The organism is Streptomyces sp. NPDC127092 (assembly GCF_042722475.1).
Taxonomy (GTDB): domain Bacteria; phylum Actinomycetota; class Actinomycetes; order Streptomycetales; family Streptomycetaceae; genus Streptomyces.
Genome location: NZ_JBHXFE010000052.1, coordinates 40,021 through 58,859, shown reverse-complemented (window position 1 = coordinate 58,859; position 18,839 = coordinate 40,021). Strand labels below are relative to the sequence as shown.

The following is an 18,839-nucleotide window of genomic DNA, read 5'->3' as shown; positions in this document are numbered from 1 at the left end:
CCCGGGACGCCCGGGACGCCCGCGGCGCCCGCGGCGCCCGCGGCGCCCGGCGCCGCCGGAGTCCGCGGGGCGGGCACGGACGCCTCGGGAGCGGACGCGCCGGAGTCGGCGCCGCCGCCCTGCGCGGTCGTACCGCCGGAGCCGGCGACGCCGCCCCTCGCGGTCGTACCGCCGAAGCCGGTGCCCTCGCCGCCCTTCCCGGTCGTGCCGCCGAAGCCGGTGCCGTCGCCGCTCATGCCCGCCATGCCGCCGGGGCCTCCGCCGTCGCCGCCCCTGCCGGCCGCACTCCCGGCCACAGCGCCCGGGCCGCCCTTCCCGGCCGCGCCGCCCGTCGTCGGCAGGCCCGGGGCGGATCCCGCCGGGCTCACCGCGACCCGCAGCACCGCCCCGCACGGGCAGCCGACCTCCGGGTGGGGCCAGTCGGAGGCGCGGGCGCAGGCCTGGCACTGGACGGTGACCCACTCGTCGGACCAGTTCCGGTGGGTGACGGGCACGGCGGCGGCGCCGGGGATCACCGGGGGCGCGACCGGGATGCCGCAGGAGCAGGGGAAGGCGGGTGCCGCGTACCGCAGGGTGCGGAGGCACTCCGGACAGCGCACCTGGACCGACTCAGCCACTTCGAACCCCCTCCTGCGTCGTGCGGTCCCCATGCTCCACCAATTCGGTCGTCAAGGGGAGGAACTTCGGCCATCGCGCGCACGGGCCTCGCTTATGGACGTCTCTTGACGCCTCTCCACCGGCCCACCTACATTGCTTCCGTATAGCAGAACAGTACTTCCGCATTATGGAAACAAGCCGTCAAGGCCCCGAAGCAGGAGCACTCCCATGCCTCGTATGACCGCCGCCGCAGCGGCCGTTGAGATCCTCAAGCGCGAAGGCGTCACCAACGCGTTCGGTGTGCCCGGCGCGGCGATCAACCCCTTCTACCGAGAGCTCAAGAACGTCGGCGGGATCAGCCACACCCTCGCCCGCCACGTCGAAGGCGCCTCCCACATGGCCGAGGGCTACACCCGGGCCAAGGCCGGCAACATCGGCGTCTGCATCGGTACGTCCGGCCCCGCCGGCACCGACATGATCACCGGCCTGTACTCGGCGATCGCCGACTCGATCCCGATCCTCTGCATCACCGGCCAGGCCCCGGTCTCGAAGCTCCACAAGGAGGACTTCCAGGCCGTCGACATCGCCGCGATCGCCAAGCCGGTCACCAAGGCCGCGACGACCGTCCTGGAGGCCGCGCAGGTCCCCGGTGTCTTCCAGCAGGCCTTCCACCTGATGCGCTCCGGCCGCCCGGGCCCGGTCCTCATCGACCTGCCGATCGACGTCCAGCTGACCGAGATCGAGTTCGACCCGGAGACGTACGAGCCGCTGCCGGTCTACAAGCCGTCCGCGACCCGCGCCCAGGCCGAGAAGGCCCTGACCTTCCTCCTGGAGTCCGAGCGCCCGCTGATCGTCGCCGGTGGCGGCATCATCAACGCCGACGCCTCCGACCTGCTGGTCGAGTTCGCCGAGCTGACCAACGTCCCGGTCATCTCCACCCTCATGGGCTGGGGCACCATCCCCGACGACCACGAGCTGGCCGCCGGCATGGTCGGCGTCCAGACCGCGCACCGCTACGGCAACGCGACCTTCCTGGAGTCGGACTTCGTCCTCGGCATCGGCAACCGCTGGGCCAACCGCCACACCGGCTACAACATGGACGCCTACACCAAGGGCCGCAAGTTCGTCCACGTCGACATCGAGCCCACCCAGATCGGCAAGATCTTCGCGCCCGACTACGGCATCGCCTCCGACGCCAAGGTCGCCCTGGAGCTCTTCGTCGAGATCGCCAAGGAGTGGAAGGCCGCGGGCAGGCTGCCGGACTTCTCCGCCTGGGCCGCCTCCGCGCAGGAGCGCAAGGCCACCCTCCAGCGCCGTACGCACTTCGACGACATCCCCATGAAGCCGCAGCGCGTCTACGAGGAGATGAACAAGGCCTTCGGCCCGGAGACCCGCTACGTCACCACCATCGGTCTCTCCCAGATCGCGGCCGCGCAGTTCCTGCACGTCTACAAGCCGCGCCACTGGATCAACTGCGGCCAGGCCGGCCCGCTCGGCTGGACGATCCCGGCCGCCATCGGTGCCGCCACCGCCGACCCGGAGACCCCGGTCGTCGCCCTCTCCGGCGACTACGACTTCCAGTTCATGATCGAGGAGCTGGCGGTCGCCGCCCAGCACAAGGTCCCCTACGTCCACGTCCTCGTGAACAACGCCTACCTCGGTCTGATCCGGCAGGCGCAGGGCAACCTCGGCATCAACTTCGAGGTCAACCTCGAGTTCGAGAACATCAACACGCCGGAGATCGGCGTCTACGGCGTCGACCACGTCAAGGTCGCCGAGGGCCTGGGCGTCAAGGCGATCCGCGTCGAGGACCCGAACAAGCTGGGCGAGGCCCTGGAGCAGGCCAAGAAGATGGCCGTCGAGTTCCAGGTCCCGGTCGTCGTCGAGGCGATCCTGGAGCGCATCACCAACATCGCGATGAGCAAGACGGTCGACATGAGCGACGTCACCGAGTTCGAGGAGCTGGCCACCGAGCCCGGCCACGCGCCCACCGCGATCAAGGCCCTGAAGGTCTGACCGAGTCAGATCGCGTCCGATCGCATCTGATCAAGGACGCATCAGGGACCGGAGCGGAGACCTGATCAGGGATCCGATCGGGGAGCCGTGAGACGGCCCCCGCCCCGAGGAGCACCGGGGCGGGGGCCTCCTTGTGCCGCCACGAGCGTCGCGCCCGCCTCCGTCCACGCGTACAGGACCGAGCGGCCCGCCCGGCTCCGCCGTACCAGACCGGCGTCGAGCAGCACCTTCAGATGCCGGCCCACCGACCCGAGCCCCTGCCCGGTCAGGGCGACCAACTGGCTGGTGGACTTGGGCGTTTCGAGCCGTACGAGGACCCCGGCGCGAGCCCGGCCCAGGAGCGCGCCGAGTGCCTGCGGCACGACGGGTCCCGTGACGTCCGCCAGGGCGCCGGAGCACGCGTACACGACGGCGTACCGCTCCGAACCCTCCCACGAGGCCCAGCCGGTGTGCGGGGTCACCGGGACGAAGAGCAGCCGGCCTCCGCCCACCGAACGCGGCGGATAGTCACGGGTGTTGATCTGCAGCCGTCCGTCGCCCAGCCACCGCATCTTCCCCGGGCACAGCTCGTCGAGCGCCGCGGCCCAGCCGCCCCGGCTCAACAGGGCCGTGCGCGCCACCACGTCGGCCTCGAGGATCCGCCGCCGGCGCGGCCACTCCGGCAGCACCGTCTCCCGCCACACCCACTCCAGGACCTCCGCCATCCGCCGCGGCAGGTCCCGCCGCGACCGCAGCGGCTCGGGCACGGGCCCGCCGACCGCCACCTCCAACTGCGGGACGGCGTCGTCCGGTTCGGCTTCCCGTACCGCCGCCACCTCGTCCTCGAAGGACTGCTCGCCCTCGCCCAGGGGAGTGGGCGTGAGGAAGTCCGCGTTCCAGGTGGGGCCGATGGCGGCCCGGACCAGCAGCGCGTCGACCGGCTCGGCGGCGAGACGCTCCCGGTACGCGGGCAGACGGGCGGCCAGCCAGGCCCGCTCGCCCGGGTGGGCGGCCCCGGCCGCGTGCAGGGTCTTCAGGGCCGCCACGGTCTCCGCCAGCGGCGACACCACGAACCGGCCGCTCGCGAGCGCGTCCGTACCGATCTGCCACCAGCCCATGGCGCCCGCCCCCCCGACCCGTCGCCCGCCGACCTTTCGCCGCCCCGCGAAACAATAACGGCGCCGCACCGCGCTCCCCGAGACTCCGCGGCATGCCCCGCTACCGCGATGTCTTCCGCGTTCCCGAGTTCACCCCGCTCTTCCTCAGCGGCGCGGCACTCGCCGCCGCCCAGACCGTGGCCGGCCTCGGCCTCGCCACGCTCGTCTTCCGCGCCACGGGTTCGCCGCTGCTCTCCGCGCTCGCGATGTTCGGCCCGGCCCTCGCCCAGCTCGTCGGCGCCACGACGCTGCTCGCGGCGGCCGACCGGCTGCCGCCGCGGGCGGCGCTGACCGCCGTCGCCCTGGTCTTCGCGGCCGGCACCGCCGCCCAGACGCTTCCCGGGCTGCCCGTCGCCGCCGCCTTCGGGATCCTCTTCCTCCAGGGGCTGGCCGGCTCGGTCGGCGGCGGGGTGCGCGGCGGACTGCTCAACGAGATCCTGCCCCGTGACGAGTACCTGCTCGGCCGCTCCGTGTTCAACATGTCCGTCGGCGTCTGCCAGATCGCCGGTTTCGCGGCCGGCGGTCTGCTGCTCGCGCTGCTCTCGCCCCGCGGCACCCTGCTCACCGGAGCCGCGCTCTACCTGGCCGCCGCGCTGCTCGCCCGCGGCGGCCTGACCCGGCGGGCCCCGCGCGCCACCGGACGGCCCTCGCCGGCCGAGACCTGGCGGACCAACGCCAAGCTGTGGTCCTCGCCCGCGCGCCGCCGCACCTACCTCGCGCTCTGGGTGCCGAACGGGCTGATCGTCGGCTGCGAGTCGCTCTTCGTGCCGTACGACCCGGAGCACGCCGGGCCGCTCTTCGTCTGCGCCGCGGCGGGGATGCTGGCCGGGGACACCGCCGTCGGCCGCTTCGTACCGGCACGGTGGCGGAACCGCCTCGCCGCGCCGCTGCAGGTGCTGCTCGCGGCCCCGTACCTGCTGTTCTTCCTGCGGCCCTGGCTGCCGCTCGCCCTGCTCGCCGTGGCGGTCTCCGCCGTCGGCTACGCGGCGAGCCTGCTGTACCAGGAACGGCTCATGGCGCTGGTGCCGGACGAGCTGAGCGGTCACGCGCTGGGGCTGCACACCTCGGGGATGCTGGCCCTCCAGGGGCTGAGCGCCGCCCTGGCCGGGGGCCTCGCCCAGCTGACGTCGACGGCCACCGCGATGACGCTGCTCGCGCTGTTCTCGCTCGCGGTGACCCTGGCGCTGGCCGTCGGCGCGCCGCGTCCGGGCGTACCGCGAACGTCCCCGCCTACGGGCCGCAGGGAAGCGACCCGTACATGAAGGAAGAGCGCGGAACCAGGGACCGTAAACCTGGTTCCGCGCTCTCGCTTGATGACCGCCCGACGGCACGAGGCTGGCGCGACAGGACGTTCGCGCCGCCGGGCGGAGTCTGTCCCCCTTCCGTGCGAGAAGGGGGGCGTTGGGACCGCGGTGGTGCCGACGGGCGCTGCGGCCGGTCCCTTCCTTCAGGTCAAGAAGGGGAGCCACAGGCCCTTACCACCGCACTGGCTCGGCGCCACCGCGGTCCTCACGCTGTCCGGGTCACCGGCCACCCCTCATCCGGGCCGGCGATCCGGACTGCGTACGGTCACTGACCTCCCGTCAGGTGCCGTACGCAGTCGGGGTGTCGAGGATCAGTCCTCGCGCAGGGCGCGGACGGCCTCCTCGACGCGCCGGCCGTACTCGGGGTCGGCGGCGGCGAAGTGGGCGATGTTCTTCTCGATGATGTCCTCGCGGGAGACCTGGGACAGGCCGCCGGCGATGTTGGCGACCAGGCGGGCCTTCTCGTCCTCGGACATCAGGCGGTAGAGCTCACCGGCCTGGAAGAAGTCGTCGTCCTTGGCGTGCTCCGGGGCCGCGTGGGTGCCGGTCCAGCCGTGGATGGCGAGCGGCGCGGAGAGCGGGACGTCGGTCTGGCGCGGGCCGGAGTACGAGTTGGGCTCGTAGTTCTTGTCGTGGCGCGAGCCGTTGCGGGTGGCCATGAAGCCGTCGCGGCCGTAGTTGTCCGCGGTGGTCGCCTTGGGGGCGTTGACCGGCAGCTGGGTGTGGTTGACGCCGAGGCGGTAGCGGTGGGCGTCCGCGTAGGCGAAGAGACGGCCCTGGAGCATCTTGTCCGGCGACGGGCCGATGCCCGGGACGAAGTTGTTCGGCGAGAAGGCGGCCTGCTCGACCTCGGCGAAGACGTTGTCCGGGTTGCGGTCGAGGACCAGACGGCCCACGCGCTGCAGCGGGTAGTCCGCGTGCGGCCACACCTTGGTGAGGTCGAACGGGTTGAAGCGGTAGTCCGCGGCCTCGGCGGCCGGCATCACCTGGACGTAGAGGGTCCAGGACGGGTTCACGCCGCGCTCGATGGACTGCAGCAGGTCGGTCTGGTGCGAGTTGGCGTCCTTGCCGACGAGCTCGGCGGCCTGCTCGGCGGAGAGCGAGCGGATGCCCTGGTTCGTCTTGAAGTGGTACTTCACGAAGAAGGCCTCGCCCGCCTCGTTGGTCCACTGGTAGGTGTGCGAACCGTAGCCGTTCATGTGCCGGTAGGAGGCCGGGATGCCGCGGTCGCCCATGAGCCAGGTCACCTGGTGGGTCGCCTCGGGGGCGTGCGCCCAGAAGTCCCAGACGTTGTCCGGCTCCTGCTTGCCCGTGAACGGGTCGCGCTTCTGGGAGTGGATGAAGTCGGGGAACTTGATCGGGTCCTTGATGAAGAACACCGGGGTGTTGTTGCCGACGAGGTCGTAGTTGCCCTCCTCGGTGTAGAACTTCACCGCGAAGCCGCGCGGGTCGCGGACCGCGTCCGCGCCGCCGAGCGAGTCGGCCACGGTGGAGAAGCGCAGGAACAGCTCGGTCTTCTTGCCGACCTCGGAGAGGAACGCGGCCTTGGTGTACGCCGTGACGTCGTCGGTCACCTCGAAGTAGCCGTACGCGCCGGAGCCGCGGGCGTGGACCACGCGCTCCGGGATGCGCTCGCGGTTGAAGCGCGCGAGCTTCTCCAGCAGGTGCTGGTCCTGGAGCAGGATGGGGCCGCCGACGCCGGCGGTGGCGGAGTTCTGGTTGTCGGCGACCGGGGCGCCGGACTCGGTCGTAAGCACACGCTGAGGCATCTTGTCGGGTCGACCTTCCGTGCGGTGAGCTGCACTGCTGAGTGGTGGAGTGCTCTGGAGCGTAAGGACGCTCCGCGAACAACGTCAACAGTTTGTTGAAAATGAAGTCTGGTGTTCCGGACGGCGGCGGCGCCTGGGCGCGACAGGACAGTTGTCAGCGCCGCCGCCGTCCGGAAATCAAGGGCCCGTCAGCGACGGGCGCGGGTCAGACCTGCTGGCCGGAGAGGCGCTCGACGGCGCGCAGCAGGGCCGAGTGGTCCAGGCCGCCGTCACCCTGCGCGCGCAGCGAGGCGACGAGCTGGGCGACCACGGCGCCGACCGGGAGGGCCGCACCGACGTTGCGGGCGGCGTCGGTGACGATGCCCATGTCCTTGTGGTGCAGGTCGATCCGGAAGCCGGGCTTGAAGTCCCGGTTCAGGAAGTTGTCCTTCTTGCGGGTCAGGACGGTGGAACCGGCCAGACCGCCGTTGAGGACGTCGAGGGCGGCGTTGAGGTCCACGCCCGACTTCTCCAGGAAGACCACGGCCTCGGCGCACGCCTGGATGTTCACCGCGACGATGAGCTGGTTGGCGGCCTTCACCGTCTGGCCGGAGCCGTGCGGGCCGCAGAGGACGATGGTCTTGCCGAGGGCCTCGAGGATCGGCAGGGCCGCGTCGAAGTCGGCCTGCTCGCCGCCCACCATGATCGACAGGACGGCCTCGATGGCGCCGGCCTCGCCGCCGGAGACGGGCGCGTCGATGACGCGGATGCCCTTCTCCTTGGCGTTCTTCGCCAGATCCACGGAGGTCTGCGGCGTGATCGACGACATGTCGATGATCAGCGCGCCGGCCTTGGCGTTCTCCAGGATGCCCTCGGGGCCGTAGGCGATCGCCTCGACCTGCGGGGAGGCGGGCACCATCGTGATGATCACGTCGGCGTCCTTGACGGCCTCGGCGATCGAGCCGGCCGCGGTGCCGCCGGCGGCGGCCAGGCGGTCCAGCTTGTCCTGCTCGAGGGTGTAGCCGGTGACGGAGTAGCCGGCCTTGATGAGGTTCTCGGACATGGGGGAGCCCATGATGCCGAGACCGATCCACGCGATCGCCGGGCGGGTGGGCTGGGAGGAACCAGTGGGGTTGCTCATTGGGGAGGGTCCTTCTCTGAAGCTTCGTACGAAAAGGTCGGGGGTCGCCTGGCGGAACGCCCGGACTTACTTGGCGGCGCGCGCCTCGGCGGGCAACCATGCGAAGGACGCGGCGGCGTCGGCGGCCTTGTACTCGAGGCCCACGAAGCCGTCGTAACCGGCCTTCTTCAGCTCGTCGAGCAGCTGCTCGAGCGGGAGCTCGCCGGTGCCCGGGGCACCACGGCCCGGCATGTCGGCGATCTGGACGTGGCCGGTCTTGCCGGCGTACTGCGCGATGACCGCGCTGACGTCCTCGCCGTTCATGGCCAGGTGGTAGATGTCGAGCAGGAACTTGGCGTTGCCGAGTCCGGTGGCCGCGTTGACCTTGTCGACGATCTCGATCGCGGAGGGCGCGCTCACCAGCGGGTAGAGCGGCGACTCCGGCTTGTTGAGGGTCTCGATCAGCAGGATCGCGCCGACCCGGTCGGCCGCGCGGGCGGCGAGCACCAGGTTCTCCAGGGCGAGTTCGTCCTGGACGGCCGGGTCCACGCCCTCGACGCGGTTGCCGTACAGCGCGTTGAGCGCCTTGCAGCCGACCGAGGCGGCGAAGTCCGCGGCGACGTCGATGTTGGCGCGGAAGCGGTCCGACTCCTCACCGGGCACGGAGACCGCGCCGCGGTCCGGGCCTGGGAGCTGGCCCGCGTAGAAGTTCAGACCCACCAGCTGGGTGCCGGCGTCCTCCAGAGCCTTTTTGAGGGCGTCGAGCTCGCTCCGGTCGGGGGTGGCGGTGTCGATCCAGGGCCACCACAGCTCGACCGCGGTGAAGCCCGCCGCGGCGGCGGCCGCGGGGCGCTCCAGGAGCGGGAGTTCCGTGAAGAGGATCGACAGGTTCACATCGAAGCGCTGGTCAGAGTATCCCATGAGGGGTGGCGCTCCTTCCGTATTGCGGAAGTAAGTTTCTGTCTGGTGGAAGGTTGCTATCAGGGCGGCCGACTTGTCAAGAGGACCCCGCAGGTCCGGGGCTCCCGCGGGCCGCGGACGGGCCGTAGCGTGGGGGCATGGTGCGTTTGAGAGTGGAGTTCACGACCGAGCCGTTCGACCTCGACGAGGCCCCGGCGCACGCGGTCGTGGCCCGTGAGGTCATCCAGTCGGCGGAGCTGGACGCGGTGGACGTCGGTCCCTTCGGCAACACGGCCGAGGGCGGCGCGGACGCGGTGCTCACCGCGGTCGACGAGCTGCTGCGCAAGTCCCTGGCGGCCGGGGCCACCCGGGTCTCGCTCCAGGTGAACGTCCTCGGTGACGGGGCCGGCGAGGACGGTGAGGGGGACAGATGACCGAGCATCCCTTGGTCGCGGCGGTGAAGCCGCTGGTCGACGCGATGGGCGCCGAGCTGCTCGTGCCCGAGCAGGCCGAGCCGGACGACGTGGTCCTCGCCTGGGAGGGCGAGGACGTCCTCGCCGTGCGCCTGCCGCAGCTGTCCGAATCCCTGGACCACATCCTGGCCGCCATGGAACGGCGGCACGGGATGCCGCTCTCGGAGCTCGACCGCAAGAACAAGCAGGAGGTCGTGCGGATCCTGGAGGCACGCGGTGCCTTCTCGGTGCGCCACGGAGTGGAGACGGTGGCCGGGGCCCTTGGGGTCAGCCGCTTCACCGTGTACAACTACCTGAACCGTGAGACCGCCCTGAACAGGGAAAAGTCTCCCAAGAGCGGCTAGTTGATCATCCGGTGCCGAAAGCCGTCGTCCACATGTCGGGACGGCGGCTTTTGCGTAGCCGACTTTTCAACAAAGTGTTGACGTGGTGTTGCGGAGGGCGTTAGCTATCCGCAGCCCGTCCGACGCACAGCGAAAAACAGCCACGGAGGCTTCCCGTGACTTCAGGTACGACACCGGGCCTCGCCCGGTTCAACACCTCGCCGGAGGGTGACGCCGTCACCGCGCTCCACGAGGTGTGCTCCAGTTCGGCGTGGGGGAGCAAGATCCTCGCCCAGCGCCCGTACGCCACCGCCGAAGCCCTCTTCCTCGCCAGCGACGCCGCCATGGCCGAGCTGACCGCCGAGGACCTGGCCGACGCGATGGCGGGGCACCCGCCGATCGGTCGTCCGAAGGAAGGGGACCCGACCTCCTCCCGCGAGCAGAGCGGGATGGCCGGCGCCTCCGCGGAACTCAAGGCCGAGATGCTCGAACTCAACCTGGCCTACCAGGACAAGTTCGGCCATGTCTTCCTCATCTGCGCCACCGGCAAGACCGGCGAGCAGATGCGCGACGCCATCCGGGAACGGATCGAGAACTCGCCCGAGCAGGAGCGGGAGATCGTCCGCACCGAACTGGGCAAGATCAACCGCATCCGTCTGACCCGTCTCGTCGAGACCACCGAGGAAGAGAACCGATGAGCACCGACACCACGGCCTCGGTGTCCACCCACATCCTGGACACCAGCATCGGCCGCCCGGCCGAGGGCGTGGCCATCACCCTCGCGGCCCGCGCCGGCTCCGACGCCGAGTGGGTCGCCCTGGGCGGCTCCGCCACCGACGCGGACGGGCGCTGCAAGGACCTCCCGGCCCTGCCGGAGGGCACGACCCACGTGCGCCTCGACTTCGAGACCGAGGCGTACTTCCTGAGCAAGCAGAAGAAGCAAGCCGAGGCGCAGCAGGACGCCCCCGCGAATCGGGACAGCGGTGCGACCGGAGCGTTCTTCCCGGAGGTGGCGATCACGTTCGCCGTCGTACCGGGCGAGCACTACCACGTACCGCTGCTGCTCAACCCGTTCGGCTACTCCGTTTACCGAGGGAGCTAGCAGACATGCCCACGATTCTCGGCCAGAACCAGTACGGCAAAGCAGAGAACCGCGTCGTCAAGATCACGCGCGACGGCGGCACGCACCACATCAAGGACCTGAACGTCTCCGTCGCCCTCTCCGGTGACCTCGACGACGTCCACCTCACCGGCTCGAACGCCAACTGCCTCCCCACGGACACGACGAAGAACACCGTCTTCGCGTTCGCCAAGGAGTACGGCATCGAGTCCGCCGAGCAGTTCGGCATCCACCTCGCCCGCCACTTCGTGACGAGCCAGGAGCCCATCAAGCGGGCCCGGATCCGGATCGAGGAGTACGCCTGGGAGCGGATCGCCAGCTCCGACGCCAACTCCAAGTTCATCGGCGCCGACGAGGTCAACCACTCCTTCGTCCGCAAGGGCCAGGAGACCCGCGTCAGCCAGATCACCTTCGACGGCGAGAAGTGGGAGGTCATCTCCGGCCTCAAGGACCTCGTCGTCATGAACTCCACCAACTCGGAGTTCTGGGGCTACATCAAGGACAAGTACACCACCCTCCAGGAGGCGTACGACCGGATCCTCGCCACCCAGGTGTCGGGCCGCTGGCGGTTCAACTGGACCGAGGACGACCAGCGCATGCCCAACTGGGAGCGGTCCTACGAGCAGACCAAGAAGCACATGCTCGAGGCCTTCGCGGAGACGTACTCGTACTCGCTGCAGCAGACGCTGTACCAGATGGCCACGCGGATCATCAACCACCGTTCGGAGATCGACGAGGTCCGCTTCTCGCTCCCGAACAAGCACCACTTCCTCGTCGACCTCGAGCCCTTCGGCCTGAAGAACGACAACGAGGTCTACTACGCCGCCGACCGCATGTACGGCCTCATCGAGGCCACCGTCCTGCGGGACGGCGCCACGGCGCAGATCCCGGTCGACATGACCAACCTCTAAGCGGCACCGAGTGGCCGCCCCCGCCCGCCCCGCAGTCGGGCGGGGGCCCACTGACCGGAGGGAAGTTCCATGGCACTGCCCGCAAAGGGGCCGGCATCTGCCGAAGGCCCGTGTCCCACCCCCACGTCCACCACCGCCCCGGCCCCGGCCGCCTGCCACCCGGTGGACGAGAAGCTCCCCGCCTCGCGGCTCGTGCCCGCGGCACTCCAGCACATCGCCGCGATGTACGCGGGCGTCGTCACCCCTCCGCTCATCATCGGCCAGGCCGTCGGCCTGGACGCCGCCGGGATGACCCGGCTCATCGCCGCCGGCCTGCTGATCGCCGGCTGCGCCACCATCCTGCAGACCATCGGCCTCGGACGCTTCGCCGGAAACCGGCTGCCGTTCGTCAACGCGGCCTCCTCCGCCGGCATCGCGCCGATGCTCGCCATCGCCGAGACCAGCGCCAAGGGACACCAGCTGCCCGCCATCTACGGCGCGGTGATGGTCGCCGGAGTGTTCTGCCTCGCCGTCGGCCCCTTCTTCGGCCGGCTGCTCCGCTTCTTCCCGCCGCTCGTCACCGGTGTCGTGATCACCCTCATCGGCGTCACCCTGATGCCCGTACCGGTGGGCTGGGCCCAGGGCGGGGACAGGAACGCCGCCGACTTCGGGGCCATGAAGTACCTGGCGCTCGCCGCCTTCACCCTCGTCGTCGTCCTGCTCTTCCAGCGCTTCGGCAAGGGCTTCGTCAGGCAGATCGCCCTGCTCCTCGGCCTCTTCATCGGCACGCTCGCCGCGATCCCCTTCGGCATGGCGGACTTCACCGCCCTGCGCGAGGCGCCGGTCGCCGCGCTGCCCGCACCCTTCGCCTTCGGCACTCCCGAGTTCCAGCCCGCGGCGATCCTCTCCCTGTGCATCGTCATGCTGGTCCTGATGACGGAGTCCAGCGCCGGCATGCTCGCCCTCGGCGAGATCTGCGAGCGGCGCAGCGACGGCCGGACCATCACCCGGGGCCTGCGCACCGACGGCATCGCCACCCTGCTCGGACCCGTCTTCGGCGGCTTCCCCACCTCGGCCTTCGCCCAGAACGTCGGCGTCGTCTCCCTCACCCGGGTGCGCAGCCGCTACGTCGTCGCCGTCGCCGGCGGCGCCCTGCTGGTCCTCGGCGCCTTCCCGGTCCTCGGCGCGGTCGTCTCGCTGGTGCCGATGCCGGTCCTCGGCGGCGCGGGCATCGTCCTCTTCGGCTCGATCGCCGTCAGCGGCATCCGTACCCTGTCGGAAGCCGGCCTCGACGACAGCTCCAACATCATCCTGGTGGCCGTCGCGCTCGGAGCGGGCATCATCCCGCTCGCCGCTCCCACCTTCTACGCCGGATTCCCCGCCTGGGCACAGACCGTGCTCGGCTCCGGCATCAGCGCGGGCGCGCTCGTGGCCGTCCTGCTGAACCTGTTCTTCCATCATCTCGGCACCCGGAGCCGTCAGACGGCTCCGGCACTCAAATCCTCCTAGGGTCCTGCCGTGCCCACCGATCCCCTCTGGAATGAAGGAAGCACCGCCATGGCAGCACCTTCGGCAGCCACCCAGCGCATCGTCATCGAGAACGCGGCGATCGCGACCGTCGACGCGAACGACACCGAGTACGCCACCGGCTACCTCGTCGTCGCCGACAACAAGATCGAGTCCCTCGGTGCCGGCAAGGCCCCCGAAGGCCTGGAGAACGTGGTCCGGCGGATCGACGCCACCGGTCACCTGATCACGCCGGGTCTGATCAACACCCACCACCACTTCTACCAGTGGATCACCCGGGGTCTCGCGACCGACCACAACCTCTTCAACTGGCTGGTCGCGCTCTACCCGACGTGGGCGCGGATCGACGAGTCGATGGTGCGCGTCGCGGCCCAGGGCTCGCTCGCGATGATGGCCCGCGGTGGTGTCACCACCGCGATGGACCACCACTACGTGTTCCCGCAGGGTTCCGGAGACCTCTCCGGCGCCATCATCGGCGCCGCCGCCGACATGGGCGTCCGCTTCACCCTCGCCCGCGGCTCCATGGACCGCAGCGAGAAGGACGGCGGCCTGCCGCCGGACTTCGCCGTCGAGACCACCGAGGGCGCGCTCACCGCGACCGAGGAGACGGTGAAGCGGTACCACGACGCCTCCTTCGACGCGATGACCCAGGTCGCCGTCGCCCCCTGTTCGCCCTTCTCCATCTCCACCGAGCTGCTGCGCGAGGGCGCGGCCCTCGGCCGCCGGCTCGGCGTGCGGATGCACACCCACGGCTCGGAGACCGTGGAGGAGGAGAAGTTCTGCCACGAGCTGTTCGGCATGGGCCCGACGGACTACTTCGAGTCCACCGGCTTCCTCGGCGAGGACGTGTGGATGGCGCACTGCGTCCACATGAACGACTCCGACATCGCGGCCTTCGCCCGCACCAAGACCGGTGTCGCGCACTGCCCGTCGTCCAACGCGCGTCTCGCCGCCGGCATCGCCCGCGTACCGGACATGCTCAAGGCGGGCGTGCCGGTCGGCCTCGGCGTCGACGGCACCGCCTCCAACGAGTCGGGCGAGCTGCACACCGAGCTGCGCAACGCGCTCCTCATCAACCGTCTCGGTGCCCACCGCGAGGCCGCGCTCAACGCCCGCCAGGCCCTGCGCCTCGGCACCTTCGGCGGTGCGCAGGTCCTCGGCCGCGCCGACAGCATCGGCTCCCTCGAGCCGGGCAAGCTCGCCGACTTCGTCCTGTGGAAGATCGACGGCCTCGGCCACTCGTCCATCGCCGACCCGGTCACCGCCATCGTCTTCGGCGCGGCGGCCCCGGTCACCGCGTCCTTCGTCAACGGCAGGCAGATCGTCGAGAACAACCGACTGCTCACCGCCGACGAGGACCAGATCGCGCGCGACGCGCGCGCGGAGGCCCAGCGCCTGGCCCGCATCACGGCCGGGAGCTGATCCCTCCCCAAGGAGTCCGACCGAGGGGGACGGCCCTCGGTCGGTCGCCGTGGACCCGAGCGGGGTCCGCGGCAGCCGGACCGGAGGGTGTGCGTACGCCGAGTCGTACGGCACCCTCCGGATCGGTGAACCCGTGTCCGCACCCCCACCGGACGCCCCGTCCCCGTGCCGCTCCCCCTTCGGCGGCGCACCGCTCCACCCGCGCAACGAGCCGCACCTCCTGCACCCGCACCGCATCGCACCACCTCCCTGACATCCTCGTCGCCGCCGACGTGTAACCGACCGGAGGACCGCCGTGGCCGCCAAGCCCCAGGTTCGCAATGCACCAGAAGCAGGCTCCGGCCTCGATGACGACCGGACCAGACATCCGGTCGACGAGACCCTGCCACCACTCAAAATGCTCACCAGCGGTCTGCAGCACGTGGCCGCCATGTACGCGGGCGTCGTCGCCCCGCCGCTGATCGTCGGAGCGGCCGTGGGCCTCTCCGGAACCGAACTCACCTTCCTCACCGGCGCCAGCCTCTTCACGGCCGGCCTCGCCACCTTCCTCCAGACCCTCGGTGTCTGGAAGATCGGCGCCCGGCTGCCGTTCGTCAACGGTGTCACCTTCGCCGGTGTCGCCCCGATGCTCGCGATCGTCGACACGACGAAGGACAAGGCCGACGCCCTCCCCGTCATCTTCGGCGCGATCATCGTCGCCGGACTCCTCGGCTTCATCGCCGCCCCCTGGTTCTCCCGCCTCGTGCGGTTCTTCCCGCCGGTCGTCACCGGCACCGTCATCACCCTCATAGGCGTCTCGCTGCTGCCGGTCGCCTTCGGCTGGGCCCAGGGGCCCAACCCCAAGGCCGACGACTACGGTTCGACGACCTACCTCACGCTGGCCGCCATCACGCTGGCCGTCGTGCTGCTGCTGCGCCGCTTCACCCGCGGCTTCCTGAAGCAGATCGCCGTCCTGGTCGGTCTCGTCCTCGGCACGCTGATCGCCATCCCCTTCGGCGTCACCGACTTCAGCCCGGTGACGGAGGCCGACATCGTCGGCTTCCCGACGCCCTTCCACTTCGGTGCCCCGCAGTTCGCCCTCGCCGCGATCATCTCCATGTGCGTGGTCATGCTCGTCTCCATGACCGAGTCGACCGCGGACATGCTGGCGCTCGGCGAGATCGTCGAGCGGCCCGCCGACGAGAAGACGATCGCGGCCGGATTGCGCGCCGACACCCTCGGCTCCGCGATCAGCCCGCTGTTCAACGGCTTCATGTGCAGCGCCTTCGCCCAGAACATCGGCCTGGTCGCCATGACCCGGATCCGCAGCCGCTTCGTGGTCGCCTGCGGCGGTGGCTTCCTGGTCCTCATGGGCCTGTCGCCGGTGGCCGCCTCGCTGATCTCGGTCGTGCCGCGGCCGGTGCTCGGCGGCGCGGGTGTCGTCCTCTTCGGCTCGGTCGCCGCCAGCGGCATCCAGACGCTGGTCAAGGCCGGCCTGGAGAAGGACAACAACGTGCTGATCGTGGCCGTCTCGCTGGCCGTCGGCATCATCCCGATCACGGCGCCGGAGTTCTACCACGCCTTCCCGGAGACCGCGAAGATCATCCTGGACTCCGGCATCTCCACCGGCTGTGTCGCCGCCGTCCTGCTCAACCTGGTCTTCAACCACCTGGGCAGGAACCGGGACGACGACACGGTGACCGCGCCCATGGAGCCGGGCGACGAGATCTCCGAGACCGCGGCGGCCAAGGCGGCGCACGTCCACTGAACCGCCCGACCCCGCTCCCGTCCGCCCCGGTCCCCGCGCACGCCGCGGGGCCCGGGGCGCCGGCCGTCACGGCCCGGCCCGCCGTGGTGCTCGTCAACCCCAACACCTCGGCGTCCACGACCCGGACGATGACCGCGATCGCCCGCCGCGCCCTCGCGGGAACGGGACTCCGGGTCCGGGGCGTCACGGTCGCCGAGGGCCCGCCGATGCTCACCGACCCGGCCGCCCTGCGCGCCGCCGCCCCGCACGTCGTCGCAGCCGCCCGCGCGGCCGTCGCCACGGGAGACTGCGCGGCCGTCATCGTCGCCGCGTTCGGCGATCCCGGGCTCGCCTCCGTCCGCTCGCTCCCGGTGCCCGTGGTGGGCATCGGCGAGGCCGCGCTCGCCGAGGCCGCCGCCGACGGCCGCCGCTTCGGCATCGCCACCACGACCCCGCGACTCGCCGACGCCATCGCCGCGCACGTGACCCGCCTTGGTCTGACCTCCGCGTACACCGGCGCCCGTTTCACCGCCGGTGACCCGCAGCAGCTCACCGCCCGCCCCGAGTCGCTCCTCGCCGCGCTGACGGCCGCCGCCCGCGCCTGCGTCGTACGCGACGGGGCCGAGGCCGTCGTCATCGGCGGCGGCCCGCTCGGCGAGGCCGCGGAGGCCCTCCGCACCCGGCTTCCCGTCCCCGTCGTCGCCCCGATCCCCGCCGCCTGCCGCCGCGTCGCCGGACTGCTCGGCCACGGCTCCTGACGCGCCCTCACCGCTCGGCCCTGCGCTGCTCCTCCCCGCACCGCTCGGCCCTTCACCGTTCCACCTCCATCCGGCGCCGGCACTCGTGCGCCAGGTGCGGGTAGGCCGCCGCGATCGCCTCGTACAGCCGTCGGCGCAGCAGGCGCTCCGCCTCGGCGCGGCCCGTGGCGCCGTACAGGCCGTCGAGGAGGCAGTCGTAGCGGGAGAGGGCATGGCGGAGGTAGCCGACCTGCCAGCGGACCATCGCACCGGCCGCCACGCCGCCCGGCCCGCGTGCGCCGAGCAGATGGCGGTGGCGGACCGCCCGGCGCTCCAGCTCGGCGGCCGGCAGCCGGGGCACCTCGACGGGCTCGGCGCGGATCGCCGCGAGGACGGCCCGTCGCCGGCGCTCGGCCGCCGCGCCCCGCGAGGCGGACGTGGCGGATTCGGCGAACTCCGGGGTGCGCTCCACCGCTTCCACCCGCGCGAGCAGATAGAGCCGCACCGGCGCGAGCGACCAGCGCCGCGGGTCGCGTCCCTGTACATCGGCCTGGCCCAGCATGTCGTCGACCATGGCGTTGCTCCAGCCGCGTGCGCGCAGCCCGGCCAGCGACACATACGTCGTACGGTCCGTCACGATTCCCCCTGATTCTGTTACGGAGAGTGATGAGACTAGTGAAGCGCACCCCACTGACAACGCCTCCGGACGGCCGGCGGTCGGTACTCCCACCCGGGCGTCTCCCATCGCCCTCTTGCCCCCGCCCCGCCGCCCGTGCCATATAGGTCCAGACCTTTACGGGATGGAGGCAACCCCCATGCAACGCCCCCTCACCGCCGCCCAGTCGACCCTCACCGTCCTCGCCCTCGCCGCGCTCACCGCCTGCTCCGCCACCGCCGAGGCCGCCAGGGACACCCACGCGCCTGCCGCCCCCACCGGCGTCACGGCCACCGCGGGAAGCGCGACCACCGTCCACGTCATGTGGAGCGCCGCCACCGACGACACGGCCGTCACCGGCTACACCGTCTACCGCCAGGGCCGTCCGGTGAAGGACCTGCCCGCCGCCACCCTCATGACCGACGTCACCGGCCTCGCCCCCGCCACCCGCCACACCTTCACCGTCCGCGCCCGCGACGCCGCCGGAAACGTCTCCGCGGACAGCGCCGCCGTCACCGCCGCCACACCCGCCGCCACCGCCGAGGACCGCACGCCCCCGACCCGCCCCACCGCCCTGCGCGTCACCCCGGCGGGCCCCGGCGCCGCCAGGCTCACCTGGCGGCCCGCCCGCGACGACACCCGCGTCACCGCCTACGACGTCTACCAGTCGGGATCCCGCGTCCACACCGTCCCCGGCACCGCCACCGAGGCCCGTCTCACCGCCCTGCGCCCCGCCACCGCCTACACCTTCACCGTCCGCGCGCGCGACGCCGCCGAGAACTCCTCCCCGGACAGCGACACCGCCGACCTCACCACCCCCGCCGCCCCCGGTGGGCGCCCCGCCACCGCGCCCACCGGCGTCACCGCCACCGTCACCAAGGGCGCCATCACCCTCACCTGGACCCCGCCCCGCACCGCCGGCCCCGTCAAGGAGCACCAGCTCCACCTGAACGGCCGCTTCGCCACCACCATCGTCTGGGGCGCCGACCCGGGCCTCGGCCCCGTCAGCTACACCCTCGCCGTTCCCGCCACCCCCGGCGTCCGCTACGCCCTCACCCTGCGCGCCAGGCTCCCCGACGGCACCTGGGGCGACTTCTCGGCCCCGCGCACGGTCGTGACGGTCTGACGGGCGTCGCCGACCCGCC

Annotated in this window: 17 protein-coding genes and 1 pseudogene; 12 read left to right on the top strand and 6 right to left on the bottom strand. The window is 71.5% G+C overall.

Annotated features, from left to right (window positions below; genetic code table 11):
• A pseudogene (locus ACFWJO_RS32255) lies at positions 1-617 on the bottom strand (hypothetical protein); the annotation flags it as partial.
• Positions 618-825: 208 nt separating this feature from the next.
• Here ACFWJO_RS32255 and gcl point away from each other — a divergent pair.
• Positions 826-2,613: a glyoxylate carboligase gene (gcl, locus tag ACFWJO_RS32250; RefSeq protein WP_386870911.1), complete on the top strand. Its 1,788-nt coding sequence runs from the start codon at positions 826-828 to the stop codon at positions 2,611-2,613.
• A gap of 65 nt (positions 2,614-2,678) precedes the next feature.
• Here the strand turns inward: gcl and ACFWJO_RS32245 are convergent, their stop codons facing one another.
• The gene (locus ACFWJO_RS32245; RefSeq protein WP_386870909.1) at positions 2,679-3,710 is read right to left on the bottom strand and encodes an ArsR family transcriptional regulator; all 1,032 of its coding nucleotides are present in this window, start codon (positions 3,708-3,710) and stop codon (positions 2,679-2,681) included.
• 92 nt (positions 3,711-3,802) lie between these two features.
• On the opposite strand from ACFWJO_RS32245, the gene ACFWJO_RS32240 reads away from it, so the two are divergent.
• Positions 3,803-5,011, top strand: coding sequence for an MFS transporter (locus tag ACFWJO_RS32240; RefSeq protein ID WP_386870907.1), 1,209 nt, complete (start codon positions 3,803-3,805; stop codon positions 5,009-5,011).
• Between the two features lie 353 nt (positions 5,012-5,364).
• Here ACFWJO_RS32240 and ACFWJO_RS32235 read toward each other — a convergent pair whose 3' ends face one another.
• The 3 genes from ACFWJO_RS32235 to ACFWJO_RS32225 all read right to left on the bottom strand — a co-directional run bounded on the left by ACFWJO_RS32235 (position 5,365) and on the right by ACFWJO_RS32225 (position 8,842).
• Positions 5,365-6,822, bottom strand: a complete 1,458-nt coding sequence (locus tag ACFWJO_RS32235) for a catalase (protein ID WP_386870905.1) — start codon at positions 6,820-6,822, stop codon at positions 5,365-5,367.
• A 205-nt stretch (positions 6,823-7,027) separates the two neighbouring features.
• On the bottom strand, positions 7,028-7,942 hold the full coding sequence (locus ACFWJO_RS32230; RefSeq protein ID WP_386870903.1) for a 2-hydroxy-3-oxopropionate reductase: 915 nt from the start codon (positions 7,940-7,942) through the stop codon (positions 7,028-7,030).
• Between the two features lie 66 nt (positions 7,943-8,008).
• Positions 8,009-8,842 carry a TIM barrel protein gene (locus ACFWJO_RS32225; RefSeq protein WP_386870901.1) on the bottom strand — a complete coding sequence of 278 codons (834 nt, stop codon included), beginning with the start codon at positions 8,840-8,842 and terminating at the stop codon, positions 8,009-8,011.
• Positions 8,843-8,982: 140 nt separating this feature from the next.
• On the opposite strand from ACFWJO_RS32225, the gene ACFWJO_RS32220 reads away from it, so the two are divergent.
• The 9 genes from ACFWJO_RS32220 (at position 8,983) to ACFWJO_RS32180 (ending at position 17,060) form a co-directional block, all read left to right on the top strand.
• A complete protein-coding gene (locus ACFWJO_RS32220) occupies positions 8,983-9,255 on the top strand; it encodes a hypothetical protein (protein ID WP_384410801.1) in 273 nt (90 codons plus the stop codon).
• Positions 9,252-9,638 carry a helix-turn-helix domain-containing protein gene (locus ACFWJO_RS32215; protein ID WP_386870899.1) on the top strand — a complete coding sequence of 129 codons (387 nt, stop codon included), beginning with the start codon at positions 9,252-9,254 and terminating at the stop codon, positions 9,636-9,638. Before ACFWJO_RS32220 ends, ACFWJO_RS32215 begins: the two co-directional genes overlap by 4 nt.
• A 155-nt stretch (positions 9,639-9,793) precedes the next feature.
• Positions 9,794-10,315: a 2-oxo-4-hydroxy-4-carboxy-5-ureidoimidazoline decarboxylase gene (uraD, locus tag ACFWJO_RS32210; protein ID WP_386870898.1), complete on the top strand. Its 522-nt coding sequence runs from the start codon at positions 9,794-9,796 to the stop codon at positions 10,313-10,315.
• Positions 10,312-10,719 carry a hydroxyisourate hydrolase gene (gene uraH, locus ACFWJO_RS32205; protein WP_384410729.1) on the top strand — a complete coding sequence of 136 codons (408 nt, stop codon included), beginning with the start codon at positions 10,312-10,314 and terminating at the stop codon, positions 10,717-10,719. The genes uraD and uraH overlap by 4 nt, the downstream gene beginning before the upstream one ends.
• A gap of 5 nt (positions 10,720-10,724) precedes the next feature.
• Complete coding sequence (gene pucL, locus ACFWJO_RS32200) at positions 10,725-11,648, top strand: factor-independent urate hydroxylase (RefSeq protein WP_386870897.1); 924 nt, start codon at positions 10,725-10,727, stop codon at positions 11,646-11,648.
• Between the two features lie 69 nt (positions 11,649-11,717).
• Complete coding sequence (locus ACFWJO_RS32195) at positions 11,718-13,136, top strand: nucleobase:cation symporter-2 family protein (RefSeq protein ID WP_386870895.1); 1,419 nt, start codon at positions 11,718-11,720, stop codon at positions 13,134-13,136.
• Positions 13,137-13,184: 48 nt separating this feature from the next.
• On the top strand, positions 13,185-14,576 hold the full coding sequence (locus tag ACFWJO_RS32190) for an 8-oxoguanine deaminase (RefSeq protein ID WP_386870893.1): 1,392 nt from the start codon (positions 13,185-13,187) through the stop codon (positions 14,574-14,576).
• A 397-nt stretch (positions 14,577-14,973) separates the two neighbouring features.
• Entirely contained in the window at positions 14,974-16,323 is a 1,350-nt protein-coding gene (locus ACFWJO_RS32185) for a nucleobase:cation symporter-2 family protein (RefSeq protein ID WP_386870891.1), read from the top strand.
• 83 nt (positions 16,324-16,406) lie between these two features.
• Complete coding sequence (locus ACFWJO_RS32180; RefSeq protein WP_386870889.1) at positions 16,407-17,060, top strand: aspartate/glutamate racemase family protein; 654 nt, start codon at positions 16,407-16,409, stop codon at positions 17,058-17,060.
• Between the two features lie 52 nt (positions 17,061-17,112).
• Here ACFWJO_RS32180 and ACFWJO_RS32175 read toward each other — a convergent pair whose 3' ends face one another.
• Complete coding sequence (locus ACFWJO_RS32175) at positions 17,113-17,676, bottom strand: hypothetical protein (RefSeq protein WP_386870887.1); 564 nt, start codon at positions 17,674-17,676, stop codon at positions 17,113-17,115.
• A gap of 178 nt (positions 17,677-17,854) precedes the next feature.
• Here ACFWJO_RS32175 and ACFWJO_RS32170 point away from each other — a divergent pair, with 178 nt between their 5' ends.
• Positions 17,855-18,820, top strand: a complete 966-nt coding sequence (locus ACFWJO_RS32170) for a fibronectin type III domain-containing protein (protein ID WP_386870885.1) — start codon at positions 17,855-17,857, stop codon at positions 18,818-18,820.
• Positions 18,821-18,839: the final 19 nt, after the last annotated feature.